This window comes from Nocardiopsis sp. M1B1 (assembly GCF_052466615.1).
The window spans coordinates 3,547,982-3,560,080 of sequence record NZ_CP196194.1 but is presented as its reverse complement, the minus strand read 5'-3'; the positions used below and the strand labels follow the sequence as shown (position 1 = coordinate 3,560,080).

Annotated in this window: 10 protein-coding genes; 4 read left to right on the top strand and 6 right to left on the bottom strand. The window is 75.7% G+C overall.

Annotated elements, in window-relative coordinates:
- Positions 1 to 77 precede the first annotated feature (77 nt).
- Positions 78 to 686 carry a TetR/AcrR family transcriptional regulator gene (locus ACSTA4_RS15510; protein ID WP_444959884.1) on the bottom strand — a complete coding sequence of 203 codons (609 nt, stop codon included), beginning with the start codon at positions 684 to 686 and terminating at the stop codon, positions 78 to 80.
- A gap of 102 nt (positions 687 to 788) precedes the next feature.
- Between ACSTA4_RS15510 and ACSTA4_RS15505 the strand changes: the two genes are divergently transcribed.
- Complete coding sequence (locus ACSTA4_RS15505) at positions 789 to 1,745, top strand: NAD(P)-dependent alcohol dehydrogenase (RefSeq protein WP_444959883.1); 957 nt, start codon at positions 789 to 791, stop codon at positions 1,743 to 1,745.
- Positions 1,746 to 1,771: 26 nt separating this feature from the next.
- On the opposite strand, the gene ACSTA4_RS15500 is transcribed toward ACSTA4_RS15505, so the two are convergent.
- From ACSTA4_RS15500 to ACSTA4_RS15485, 4 genes are all read right to left on the bottom strand, one after another.
- On the bottom strand, positions 1,772 to 2,686 hold the full coding sequence (locus ACSTA4_RS15500; protein WP_444959882.1) for a metal ABC transporter permease: 915 nt from the start codon (positions 2,684 to 2,686) through the stop codon (positions 1,772 to 1,774).
- Positions 2,674 to 3,420, bottom strand: coding sequence for a metal ABC transporter ATP-binding protein (locus ACSTA4_RS15495; RefSeq protein WP_274973225.1), 747 nt, complete (start codon positions 3,418 to 3,420; stop codon positions 2,674 to 2,676). Before ACSTA4_RS15495 ends, ACSTA4_RS15500 begins: the two co-directional genes overlap by 13 nt.
- Positions 3,417 to 4,364: a metal ABC transporter substrate-binding protein gene (locus ACSTA4_RS15490; RefSeq protein ID WP_444959881.1), complete on the bottom strand. Its 948-nt coding sequence runs from the start codon at positions 4,362 to 4,364 to the stop codon at positions 3,417 to 3,419. Before ACSTA4_RS15490 ends, ACSTA4_RS15495 begins: the two co-directional genes overlap by 4 nt.
- A 114-nt stretch (positions 4,365 to 4,478) precedes the next feature.
- A complete protein-coding gene (locus ACSTA4_RS15485) occupies positions 4,479 to 7,976 on the bottom strand; it encodes a BTAD domain-containing putative transcriptional regulator (RefSeq protein ID WP_444959880.1) in 3,498 nt (1,165 codons plus the stop codon).
- Between the two features lie 159 nt (positions 7,977 to 8,135).
- On the opposite strand from ACSTA4_RS15485, the gene ACSTA4_RS15480 reads away from it, so the two are divergent.
- From ACSTA4_RS15480 to ACSTA4_RS15470, 3 genes are all read left to right on the top strand, one after another.
- A complete protein-coding gene (locus ACSTA4_RS15480) occupies positions 8,136 to 9,014 on the top strand; it encodes an alpha/beta fold hydrolase (protein ID WP_444959879.1) in 879 nt (292 codons plus the stop codon).
- Positions 9,015 to 9,159: 145 nt separating this feature from the next.
- Positions 9,160 to 9,579, top strand: a complete 420-nt coding sequence (locus tag ACSTA4_RS15475) for a YciI family protein (protein ID WP_248770516.1) — start codon at positions 9,160 to 9,162, stop codon at positions 9,577 to 9,579.
- Positions 9,580 to 9,594: 15 nt separating this feature from the next.
- Positions 9,595 to 10,881, top strand: a complete 1,287-nt coding sequence (locus ACSTA4_RS15470; RefSeq protein ID WP_444959878.1) for an RNA polymerase sigma factor — start codon at positions 9,595 to 9,597, stop codon at positions 10,879 to 10,881.
- Positions 10,882 to 11,124: 243 nt separating this feature from the next.
- Here the strand turns inward: ACSTA4_RS15470 and ACSTA4_RS15465 are convergent, their stop codons facing one another.
- Entirely contained in the window at positions 11,125 to 12,096 is a 972-nt protein-coding gene (locus tag ACSTA4_RS15465) for a lysostaphin resistance A-like protein (protein WP_444964187.1), read from the bottom strand.
- Between the last annotated feature and the right edge of the window lie 3 nt (positions 12,097 to 12,099).

Genomic DNA, 12,099 nt, shown 5'->3' with positions numbered 1-12,099 from the left:
CTTCGGGGGCCGCGCGCCCGGTGAGGGACACCCCCTCCGAACCGGCCGCCCGCCCTCCCCCGCGTCCGGCCCCGGTTTCAGGAACCCCCGCCGGTCGTGGCCGCGGGCTCCTGCGGGCGCACGCCCGCGAACGCGATGTCCAGCAGACGGCCCGCCTGCGCGCCGTCGGGGTGGTCCTCCGTGGCGAGCGAGATGGCGCTGACGAGCGCGACCAGGTCCTCGGCGCGCACACCGGGGCGCACCGCCCGCGCTCGACGGGCGCGCTCCAGGAGTTCACCGGCCGCGGCGGTGATCATCGCCGCGCAGCCGTCGTCGCGCTCCAGCAGGTCGGCGTCGCGGCCGTCCCGCAGCAGCGAGGCGGCCAGACCGCGGCTGGCCTCGGCGTAGGCGTTGAGGTCCCGCAGCCAGGCGAAGAGGGCGGGGCCCGGCCCGCTGGCGCGGGAGTGCTCCCGCGCCCTCGCGCAGAGCGCTTCGACGCGGTCGTGGAAGACCACCTCCAGCAGGCGGCGCCGGGAGGGGAAGTGCCGGTGCAGGGTCGCCGAGCCCACCCCGGCCCGGCGGGCGATCTCCTCCAACGAGGCGTCGACGCCGTGGGCCGCGAACGCCTCCTCGGCCACGGCGACGATGCGCTCGTAGTTGCGCCGGGCATCCGCGCGCAGGGGCTTTCGCGCCGCGCTCTCGACCACCGTGACCTCCTGGACTTGCTAAGTGGGGTCCCTCTCCGGTTATCTTAGCGGAACGAAGTGGGGGGCCACCCCACTTTCTTCGCCGGACTGGGGAGAACGACCATGCGTGCTGTGCGGTACGACCGATTCGGCCCGCCCGAGGTGTTGCGCGTCGACGAGGTGCCCACGCCGAGCCCGGGAGAGGGCGAGGTGCTCGTCGAGGTGCACGCCGCGAGCGTGGACGCGGCTGAGCTCGCCTTCCGCTCGGGCAGGATGCGCGGGGTCACCCGCGCCCGGTTCCCCCGGGGCGTGGGCGTCGACTTCACGGGCCGCGTCGCGTCGGTGGGCGCCGGAGTGCGCGCCTGGCGGGCGGGAGACGCGGTGTGGGGGCTCATGCCGCACTTCGTCTTCGGGGCCATCGCCGACCACGTCGTCGTCCCCGAGCGGCGGCTCGCCAGCGCGCCCGGGAACCTCGGCCTCCTGGAGGCCGCCGCCCTTCCGGGGGCGGGCACCACCGCCCTGACCGCGCTGACGGACAAGGCCCGCCTCGCGCCCGGTGAACGGCTCCTGGTCCGCGGTGCCACCGGAGGCGTCGGCAACGTCGCGGTGCAGCTGGGCAAGGCCCTCGGCGCCGAGGTCACCGCCCTCGCCGGGGCCCGCAACCTCGACTGGATCCGAGGACTCGGCGCCGACGAGGCCCTGGACTACCGCACGGCCCGGCCGCAGGACCTCGGCCGCTTCGACGTCATCGTCGACCTGGTCGGCACCGACCTCGGCGCCTACCAGGCGCGGCTGCACCGGCGCGGGCGCATGGTCGCGCTCGCCTTCGACCCGGACCGCGTCCTCAGGTCCCTGCTCGGCACCGGGCTCCGGGCCGCCGTGCGGCCCGGCCGGACCAAACTCTTCAGCAACGACCCGTCGGCGGAGCGCATCGCCGAGCTCACCCGGGCCGTCGAGGAGGGGACGATCCGTCCTATGGTCGACACGGTCTTCCCCATGGCCGACGTCGCGGAGGCGCACCGCAGGCTGGAGGCGGGAGGCGTGCGCGGGAAGTACGTCATCGACGTGCGGCGCCCGTAGCGGCGACGCGTCGGCGGCGGTGGACCTTAGGACGGTTCCTTCGCGGGGCGGGCCCGCTCGCGGCCGACCGAGCGGGCCCCGGTCCTTCGCGCGGCGCGCCGCCGCAGCAGCACGCCCTGGCGGGGCGAGAACAGGTAGGCCAGGGTGAAGGCCGACGACTGGGCCAGCACGATCGCCCCGCCGGTGGACACGTTCAGGTGGAAGCTGAGGAAGACCCCCGCCACGGCCGCCGCCACGGCCACCGCCGCGGAGATGACCAGCATCCGCTCGAAGCGGTCGGTGAGCAGGTAGGCCGTCGCCCCGGGGACGATGACCATGGCCACGACCAGGATGATCCCCACCGCCTGGAGGGCCACCACCACCGTGACCGACAGCAGGCCCAGCAGCAGCGTCTCCAGTAGGCGGGGGTTGATGCCCACCGCGTGCGCGTGGACCGGGTCGAAGGCGTACAGGGTCAGGTCGCGGTGCTTGTACCAGACCACCGCCAGCACCACCCCGGCCAGGACGAGCACCTGCCAGATGTCGGTGTCCGACACCCCCAGCACGTTGCCGAACAGGATGTGTCCCAGGTCGGTCTGGCTGGGCACGCGCGAGACCAGGACCAGGCCCAGGGCGAACATGGCCGTGAAGACCACGCCGATGACGGCGTCCTCCTTGACCCGGGAGGTGCGGTTGACCACCCCGATCAGGGCGACCGACCCGGCGCCGAAGACCAGCGCGCCCACCGCGAAGGGCAGTCCGAACAGGTACGACAGCACCACGCCGGGCAGGACGGCGTGGGAGACCGCGTCGCCCATCAGCGACCAGCCCACCAGCGTCATCCAGCACGACAGCACGGCGCACGCCACCCCGGCGACCACGCTGACCAGCAGGGCGCGCCGGACGAAGTCGAAGCCCAGGGGCACCGTGAACCACTCCGCGACCGCGGTCAGCGCGTCCATGCCGTTCCCTCCTCGTCGGTGTGGACCCCGAAGGCCTCCATGAGGGTTTCCGGGCGCAGGACCTCCTCGGGTGCGCCGTGCGCCACGACGCGGCGCTGGAGCAGCACCGCCTCGTCGCACAGGGCGGGCACCTGGGCCAGGTCGTGGGTGGACACCAGCAGCGTGTGGCCCTCGCCGCGCAGTTGCAGCAGCAGTTCGGTGATGCGCCCCTCCGAGCGCTTGTCGACCCCGGCGAAGGGCTCGTCGAGCAGGAGCACGTCGGCTCCCTGGGCGATGGCGCGGGCCACGAAGGCGCGTTTGCGCTGGCCGCCGGAGAGCGCGCCGATCTGGCGGTCGGCCAGGTCGCCCAGGTGGGTGCGGTCCAGGGCGTGCTCGACCGCCTCCCGGTCGGCGGGGCGGGGGCGGCGCCGCTGTCCCATGCGCCCGTAGCGGCCCATCATCACCACGTCGCGCACGCGGACCGGGAAGGCCCAGTCGACCTGTTCGGACTGGGGCACGTAGCCCACCAGCCCGCGGCGGCGGGCGGCGGCCCCGGTGCGCCCGAGGATCCGCACCCGCCCCCCGTCGGTGGGGACCAGGCCCAGCACGGTCTTGAACAGGGTGGACTTGCCCGACCCGTTGGTGCCCAGCAGGCCGCAGACGCGGCCGGGGGCGACGGACAGGCTCACGCCGTCCAGCGCCAGGACGTCGCCGTAGCGGACGGTGGCGTCGGTGACCTCGATGGCGGCGTTCACCGCTCCTCCCCCCGCAGCCCGGCCACGATGGCCTCGGCGTCGTGGCGCAGCAGGTCCAGGTAGGTGGGCACGGGGCCGCCCTCCTCGGACAGGGAGTCGACGTAGAGGGTCCGGCCCATGGCGGCGCCGGTCTCGCGCGCCACCGAGCGCTGGGAGCCGTCGTTGACGGTGCTCTCGCAGAAGACGGCGGGCACCTGGTTGTCGCGGACGAACTCGGTGACGGCGGCGGTCTGCCGGGGGGTGCCCTGGGTCTCGGCGTTGACCGGCCACAGGTACATCTCGGTCAGCCCCGCGTCGCGTGCCAGGTAGGAGAAGGCCCCCTCGCAGGTGACCAGGGCGCGGGAGCTGTCGGGGACCCCGGCGAGCTCCTCCTCCAGGTAGTCGCCGACCTCGCTGATCTCGTCCTTGTAGGCCTCGGCCGCCTCGGCGTAGACCTGCTCTCCCCCGGGGTCGAGTTCGGTGAGGGCGTCGCGGATGTTGTCGACGTAGACGGGGGCGTTGTCGGGCGACATCCAGGCGTGGGGGTTGGGCTGGCCCTCGTACTCCCCCGCGGAGATGGGGATGGTCTCGACGCCGTCGCTGAGCACGGCGGTGGGGGCCTGGACGCGTTCGGTGAACTGGCTGAACCAGGCCTCCAGGCCGAGCCCGTTCTCCAGGATCAGGTCGGCGTCCTGGCCGCGGACGAGGTCGTCGGGGGTGGGTTCGTAGCCGTGGATCTCGGCTCCGGGCCGGGTGAGCGAGGCGACCTCCACGCGCCCGTCGGCGACGTTGCGTGCCATGTCCGCCAGGACGGTGAACGTGGTCAGGACCAGGAGCCGTCCGTCGTCGCGCTCCTGTCCGGCGGAGGAGGAACAGGCGGTCAGGCCCAGGACAAGGGCGAGGGAGGCGGCGGGGAGCTTCGCCGACCAGGAATGTGAAGAAGCCTCATCTTGAAAGTTCGGCACGCCTAACTTTTTACCACAAGAGGGCCAAACTACACATCGCGGCGGGCGTGTCGCGGTCGTCGCTCGGGCCTCGCGTCCTGGACACCGCTGGCCCGCCCGTACGACGCGTGCGGCTCAGTCCGGTTCGGCCAGGGCCGCCCGGGCCGCGGCGGTCCAGTGCGGCGACCCGGCCCGGGCGGCCACGCGCAGGGCCAGCCGGTAGTGCTCCGCGGCCCGCTCACGGCGTCCGAGCGCGCGGTCGAGGTCGCCGAGCTGGTGCGCGACCGGCCCCAGGGTCAGCAGACCGCTGCCCGCACCGGCCAGCTCCCCGGCGGCGGGTGAGAGCAGGCGGTGGGCGCGCTCCATCGCGGGGCGGTCGCCGACGGCGGTGGCGGCCCGGGCGGCCAGGCAGGTCAGGGCCTCCCCGAGCAGGCCGGGCGGTGCGTCGGGCGGAAGGGGCGCTGACCCGGGCCGGACCAGGGCGTCGGCCCAGGGGGCGTAGGGGCCCCAGTCCTGGCGGGGGTCCACCGCTGCGGGACGGCCGCCCCGCAGGCACAGCAGCGCCAGGGGCAGGATGCCCTGCTCCACCCCGGGCATGCCGGTGTCGGCGAGCCGCACGCTCGCGGCCCGGTAGGCGGCCTCGGCCTCCTCGACGGACCCCCGCGCGGCCGTGCGCAGCGCCTCGTACCACCGGATGAACACCCCCACCAGGGCGATCCCGTAACGCGAGCCCAGCCGGTCGGCGCCGACCGCGTGGGCGTCGGCGGCGCCGAAGTCGGCGAGCGCGGAGTACGCCTGGACCAGGACGAGGTGGCCCAGCACCTCGAAGGTCACCAGGCCGTGCCGGGAGGCCAGGTCGACCAGTTCCGCGCCGATCCCCACCCTCTGCGGGGCCCGCCCGGCGCCCTGGAAGGACTGCATGAACCGGGCGTTGAGCGCCAGGCACAGCAGGGCGGGGTCGCCGAGCCCGCGGGCGGTCTCCTCGGCCAGGCGGGCCGCGTCCGGTCCGCGGCCGGTGGCGGCGCCGCGCAGTTCCAGGGCCAGGGCGCACAGCAGGCGGGCACGCTGCTCCGGGCGGTCCTCGGGCAGGGCGGCCAGGGTGCGTTCGGCGGCTCCGGCGACCCGGCGGGCCAGCGCCTCGTCGTCGTTGCGCGGCCACAGGGCGGGCACGTCGAAGGCGGTGATGACCTGAGCCGTCAGCTCCGCGTCGCCCAGCTCCTCGGCCGCGGCCACCGCCCGGGCGCGGTGGTGGCGGGCCTCCTCCAGACGGCCGGTGACGGCCAGCGCCCGCACCATGCCCATGACCGCCTCCAGGCGCTCGCGTGGCCGGTCCTCGCCGGAGCGGTCGTGGGCGGCGACGGCCTCCCGCCACAGCCGGGCCGCCTCGTGCGGGGCGAAGCGCTCCTCTGCCCGCAGGGCGGCGGTGCGCGCGTGGTGCGCGGCCCGGGCCGCGGTGGCGCGGGTGCCCGCCCGCCCGAAGTGGTGGGCGAGCACGTCGGCCCGGTCGGGGCGCAGCGCCTCGACGGCCTCGGCCACCGCCGTGTGCAAGTGCGCCCGGCGCGGTCGGGAGAGGTCCTGGTAGAGGGTGTCGCGCACCAGCACGTGCGCGAAGCGCAGGCCGGGTGCGCCGTCGGGCTCGTCCTGTTCGGCGCGGTCGGTGAGGAAGCCCGCCTCCAGCGCCTCGTCCAGGGCGTCGAGCACGGCGTCCCCGTCCGGGGACAGCGCCGACAGGACGTCGGGGTCGACGTCGCGGCCGATCACGGCGGCCCGGCGCAACAGGTCCCGGGCCCCGGGTGTCAGGGAGCCCAGACGGTGGCGGATGACGTCGCGCACCCCGGCGGGGACCGCGTCGAGCGCGGCGCCGTCCCCGTCGGACAGCAGCCGGGCCAGCTCACGGACGAAGAAGGGGTTGCCGCCGCTGCGCCGGTGGACGGCGCGCAGCGCCCGCCCGCCGACGTCGCGGCCGACCAGGGCCCGTACGAGCGCCTCGGTCGCGTCCTCGGCCAGCCCGCCCAGATAGACGCGGGCCGGTTCGCCGGGGGCGAGCCGGGCCAGGGCCGCGGTCAGCGCGGGGTGGACCTCGCCGGTCCGGTGTGTCCCCACGAGCAGCACGGGCCCGGGGAGCGGTTCGGCGGCCAGGAAGGTGAACAGTTCCAGGGTCTCCTCCGCCGCCCGGTGCAGGTCGTCGAAGACCAGCAGGACGGGGCCGCGCCGCGCGGCCGAGGCGAGCAGGCGGGCGGCTTGGCGCAGGACGCCGAACCGGGCCGCCGCGGGGTCGGGGGCGGCACCCCCCGGCGCTGCGGTGTCGTTGTCGCGGTCGGGGGCGGCGATGCTCCTGGGCGCTGTGGTGGCCGCACCCCGGCCTGCGCCCGTGGAGGGGCCGTCCGTCCCGGTGGGGCTCGTGTTGGGTGCCGAGGCTGTGGTGTCGTCGTCCGTGGTGAGGCCGATGGTGCCCCCGTGGACCGCGGTGCCCGTGGCGGTACCGGTGCGCGGGACACCGGGGCCCGTGGTGCCTTCGTTGGCCGCGGCGTCCGCGGACGCCGCCAGCACGGCGGCGATCTGCGTCCAGGGCCAGGCCGCGGGCGCCCCCTCGTGCTCGGGGCCGCGCCCCCAGGCCGTGGTCCACCCGCGCCCGGCCAGCCGCCGCGCGAGTTCCTCGGTCAGGGCCGTCTTGCCCGCCCCGGCGTCGCCGGAGACCAGCGCGACCCGGGCCGGAGCGTGCGGCGCGGCGGAGGCGGCGGCCCCCTCCAGCAGTTCCAGCTCCCGCATCCGGCCCACGAAGGGGCGCCGGACGGGTTCGGGCGCGCCCTCCGCCCGTGCCGGAACAGCGGTGGCGGCGGCACGCGGGGTCAGGTGGGGCGCCTGGGCCAGGACGTCGGCCTCCAACCGCCGCAGTTCGGGGCCGGGGTCCACCCCCAGCTCCTCCGCCAGGGTCCGGCGGGCGCGGCGCAGCGCGGCCAGCGCGTCACCCTGACGGCCCGAGCGGTACAGGGCCAGCGCCCACTGCCGCCAGGCGTTCTCGCGCAGGGGATGGGCCAGGGCGTGCGCCTCCAGGGCGGGCACGGCGTCACCCGCACGCCCCAGCGCCAGGAGGGCCTCGGCGTGCCGCTCCACCGCCAGCAGTCGCAGCCCCTCCAGCCGGTCGGCCTCGGCGCGCGCCCAGGGGTAGGCGGTGAACTCGGCGTAGGCCGGGCCCCGCCACCACCCGAGGGCCTCCTCCAGGCCGTCCAGCGCCGCACCGGGCCGGTCCTCGGCGAGCAGCGCGCCGCCACGGGCCACGGCTCCGGCGAAGCGCCGGGCGTCGACCGCCTCGGGGTCGGCCCTCAGCGCGTAGCCCGGCGGCGCGGTCACCAGCAGCCGGGCGGGCCGCCGCGCGGGCCGGTCCGGTTCCAGGGACCGGCGCAGCGCCGAGACGAAGGTGCGCACCGCGGCCACGGAGCCCTCGGCGGGCGCCTCCCACAGGTCGTCCACGAGACGGTCCACGGGCACGGCACGGCCCTCGGCGACCAGGAGCCGGGCCAGCACCGCGCGGTGTCGCGGCCCCTTGAGGGCGAGCGGTCCGTGCGCGCCGACGGCCTCCAGGGGACCCAGCACGCGGAAGGACACCGCCGCCCGTGTCACCTCCCCCTCCATGGCAGCAAATCTATCCGGCCGCCCGCACCGGGCGGGGCAGCCGACGCCCCCGCTCAACCGTTGCTCATCGGCTGCTCATCGGACCCCGGCAGGCTCGTGGACGACCGAGATCCCCGGCGACCGCCGGGGACCCGACTCCGACCCACCGAGGAGACCACCGTGGAACCCAGGATCCAGGGATTCGACTACCAGCGCGTGCCCGTCGCCGAGGGCGTGGCGCTCAACGCCGCCGTCGGCGGCTCGGGCAGCCCCCTCGTGCTGCTGCACGGCTTCCCCCAGACCCACCTGATGTGGCGGCACGTCGCGGCCGACCTGGCCGCCGACCACACCGTCATCTGCCCGGACCTGCGCGGCTACGGCGACAGCGACAAGCCCGCCGGCGCCGACGGCGACGCCTACGCCAAGCGCACCATGGCCGCCGACGTCGTCGCCCTGGCCCGCGCCCTGGGCCACGAACGCTTCGCCCTGGCGGGCCACGACCGCGGCGCCCTGGTCGCGATCCGCGCCGGGCTGGACCACCCCGACGCCGTCACCCACCTGGCCTCGCTCGACGTGCTGCCGACCCTGGACATGTGGGAGGTCATGCGCGGGGCCTCGGCCGCGGTGGGCTTCCACCTGTACCTCATGGCCCAGCCTCCGGGCCTGCCCGAGCAGCTCATCGGCGCCAGCCCGGACGCGTTCTTCGGACACTTCCTGGACATCTGGACGCGCGACCCCGAGGCGATCCCCGCCGAGGTGCGCGCCGCCTACCTGCGGGCCTCCCGCGAGGCCGTGCCCTCGATCGTGGCCGACTACCGGGCCTCGGCCGGGATCGACGTCGAGCACGACGAGGCCGACCGCGCGGCCGGGCGGCGTCTGGCCATGCCGGTGACGGTGCTCCAGCAGGACTGGGGCGCGGCGCTGGGCTACGACGCCGCCGCGGTGTGGCGGGCCTGGGCCCCCGACCTGCACCACAGCACGGTGACCTGCGGCCACTTCATGGCCGAGGAGGCCCCGGCCGAGGTGGTCGGGGCGCTGCGCGACCTGCTGGCCCGGTAGGCGGGTCGCGGGACCGGGCCGCGGGCGGACTCTGTCAGAATTCCTCGGAAAAAGATCGGTGGACGTGTCGATCCGCGGCACCCCCCGTTCGACCTAGGGGTGAAGGGGCCCGGAAGGGGCCCGCGACACCCAGGGAGACAGAGCCATGAAGTACATGCTGATCATGCGCGCCACCGACGAGGCCTTCGCGAAGATGGGCGAGATCGACTTCGACGAGATGCTCGCGACCATGGGCCGGTACAACGACGAGCTGATCCGCGCCGGGGTGCTGGTCGCCGCGGAGGGCCTCGACGACGCCGCCGAGGGCGTGGTCGTCGACTACTCCTCCGAGCCGCCCGTGGTCACCGACGGCCCCTACGGCGAGACCAAGGAGCTGTTCGGCGGGTTCTACATCCTCAACGTGGCCTCGAAGGAGGAGGCCGTGGAGTGGGCCAAGCGGGCGCCGATGGGCGGTCCCGGGTTCAAGACCGAGATCCGCCGGGTCACCACGATCGACGAGTTCCCGCAGGACAACGAGTGGATCCAGAGGGAGCGGGCCTGGCGCGAGGCCACCGGCCAGCTCTGAGCGGACCGACCGGAGATGGCTGACCCCACCGGCCGCGAGGCCGTAGCCGCCGTCTGGCGGATCGACTCGGCGCGGATCGTCGGCGCGCTCGCGCGCTACACCGGCGACTTCGCGCTGGCCGAGGACCTGGGCCAGGAGGCGCTGGCCGAGGCGCTGGTGACCTGGCCGCGCGAGGGCGTGCCCCGCAACCCGGCGGGGTGGCTGCTCACCGTCGGCCGCCGCCGCGCGATCGACGCGTTCCGCCGCCGCTCCGCCCTGGACGACAGGTACGCCGTCCTCGCCCGCGACCTGGGCGAGGGCGGCGCCGCCTCGGGCAGTGCGCCCGGCGACCCCGCGGGGGAGGCCGACGACGTGCTGTGGGATCCGGACCGGATCGACGACGACGTTCTCGCGCTGATGTTCACCGCCTGCCACCCCGTGCTGTCGCGTGAGGCCAGGGTGGCGCTCACCCTGCGGGTGGTCGGCGGTCTGACCAGCGACGAGATCGCCAGGGCGTTCCTGGTCCCGACCGCGACCGTGCAGGCCAGGATCACCCGGGCCAAGAAGACCCTCGGGGCGGCCCGGGTGCCCTTCGAGGTGCCCCCGGCCCGGGAGCGGGCCCAGCGGCTCGGCTCGGTGCTCAACGTGGTCTACCTGATCTTCACCGAGGGCTCCTCGGCCAGCTCCGGAGGCGACCTGCTCCGGCCCGACCTCGCGGGCGAGGCCCAGCGCCTGGCCCGGGTTCTGGCCCGGCTGGTCCCCGACCAGCCCGAGGTCCACGGCCTGCTGGCGCTGCTGGAGCTGACCGCGGCGCGCTTTCCCGCCCGCACCGGGGCGGACGGGCGGCCGGTGCTGCTGGAGCACCAGGACCGCCGCCGCTGGGACCGCTCCGCTATCCGCCGGGGGCGGGCCGCCCTGGCCCGCGCCGGGAGCGCCGGCCGGGGGCTGGGCGCCTACGGCCTCCAGGCCGCGATCGCCGAGTGCCACGCGCTCGCCCCCTCGGTGCGGGAGACGGACTGGGAGCGGATCGTGCTGCTCTACGAGGCGCTCGGCCGCCTGGCGCCCTCCCCCGTGGTGGACCTCAACCGGGCGGTGGCGGTCTCCATGGCCCGGGGACCGGCCGCGGCGCTGCGGGTCGTGGACGAACTGGCGGCGGCCGGGGCGCTGGCGGACTCGCACCTGCTGCCGAGCGTGCGCGGGGAGCTGCTCGTGCGCCTGGGCCGCACCGCTGAGGCGCGCACCGAACTGGAGCTGGCCGTGCACCGGTGCGGCAACGAGCGCGAGCGGGAGGTGCTGGAAGGCAAACTCGCCGATCTGGGCTGACCGGTCCACGCCCCCGGAGAGCGTCGCGGTCCGCCCCGGGGCTCCGGTGCGGCGGGCGGGCCAACGGCAACTTTCCGTTCCGCCGCGGAGGAGACCGGGGCGGCCCGGGAGGGCGGCGCCGACGGCGAGCCCGTGCCCGGGACGGCCTGGGCCGAGGACCCCGGGAGCGGGCCGTGCGAAGGGCCGGTGCTCGAAGGACAGCGCCACCACGCCCGTTCGCGAAGGACGCGGCGCCCGCTGTGCCTACTGGCCGCTCACCCGTTCGGTCGACCCGTCTTCGAGGGAGGGCCCCTCCCCGGACGGCGGGGCGGACGGGTGCTTCGCGGAGGAGAACTGTCCCGTGGCGATCAGGACCACGACGAGCACGAGCGGTACGATCCACCCGCTCCAGCCCAGGATCGTGGCCTGCGTGGTGTCGACGTGCTCGCCCGCCTTCGCGAAGAGGAGGTAGGTCCCGCCCGCCCCGTTGAACGCGGCGTGCGCCAGAGCCGCGGGCCACACCGACCCCGACCGCAGCCGCAGCCAGCCGAAGACCGCGCCGACCACGACGCACATGCCGACCATCGCGGTCAGGCCGAGCCAGCCCGGCGCGTCGGGGTAGTTGTACCCGAGGAGGATGAGCGGGGCGTGCCAGAGGCCCCAGATCACGCCCGAGACCAGCAGGGCCGGGAGCGTGCCGAGCGGCATCAGTCTCGGGAGCAGCCACCCCCGCCACCCGAGTTCCTCCCCCAGCGCCGGGATGAGGTTGACGAACGCCGCCACCGGCAGTGCGGCGAGCTGGATGGCGATCAGCGCGCCGACCGGTATCGGGATCTCGGCCGCTCCGGCGGCGCCCGCCTGCTCGGTGAGGGCCTGCCGGAACGCGGAGAGGTTCGCGAAGTCGGCCGGATAGACCCCCAGCAGCGCGCCGACCGGGAGCGCCGACAGGACGAGCGCGATGGGCACGACGATCCCCAGCGCCGAGTAGCCGAGCAGCCTGCGGAACGGTCGTAGCGGCCACAGCCCGAGCGTCCACGCCTTCCGCCTCGGCCGTTCCACGAGGAACACGACGACGAGGGCGGCGATCGCGGGGGTCATCATCACGGCGGTGGCCACGAGCGGGAACCAGGGGCTGGTGAGTCCGTCGCCGAACCAGAGCGGGAGCGCGACGAGCCAGGCGAGTGCGAACGCCAGGGCGGTGAACACGCCGACGGAGCGCAGGTCGCGGCCGCTCATACG

Excerpts from the sequence above, each read along its gene's own strand:
- ACSTA4_RS15505 (WP_444959883.1), top strand. The coding sequence starts at position 789 with ATGCGTGCTGTGCGGTACGACCGATTCGGCCCGCCCGAGGTGTTGCGC.
- ACSTA4_RS15500 (WP_444959882.1), bottom strand. The coding sequence starts at position 2,686 with ATGGACGCGCTGACCGCGGTCGCGGAGTGGTTCACGGTGCCCCTGGGC.
- ACSTA4_RS15485 (WP_444959880.1), bottom strand. The coding sequence starts at position 7,976 with ATGGAGGGGGAGGTGACACGGGCGGCGGTGTCCTTCCGCGTGCTGGGT.
- ACSTA4_RS15475 (WP_248770516.1), top strand. The coding sequence starts at position 9,160 with ATGAAGTACATGCTGATCATGCGCGCCACCGACGAGGCCTTCGCGAAG.
- ACSTA4_RS15470 (WP_444959878.1), top strand. The coding sequence starts at position 9,595 with ATGGCTGACCCCACCGGCCGCGAGGCCGTAGCCGCCGTCTGGCGGATC.
- ACSTA4_RS15465 (WP_444964187.1), bottom strand. The coding sequence starts at position 12,096 with ATGAGCGGCCGCGACCTGCGCTCCGTCGGCGTGTTCACCGCCCTGGCG.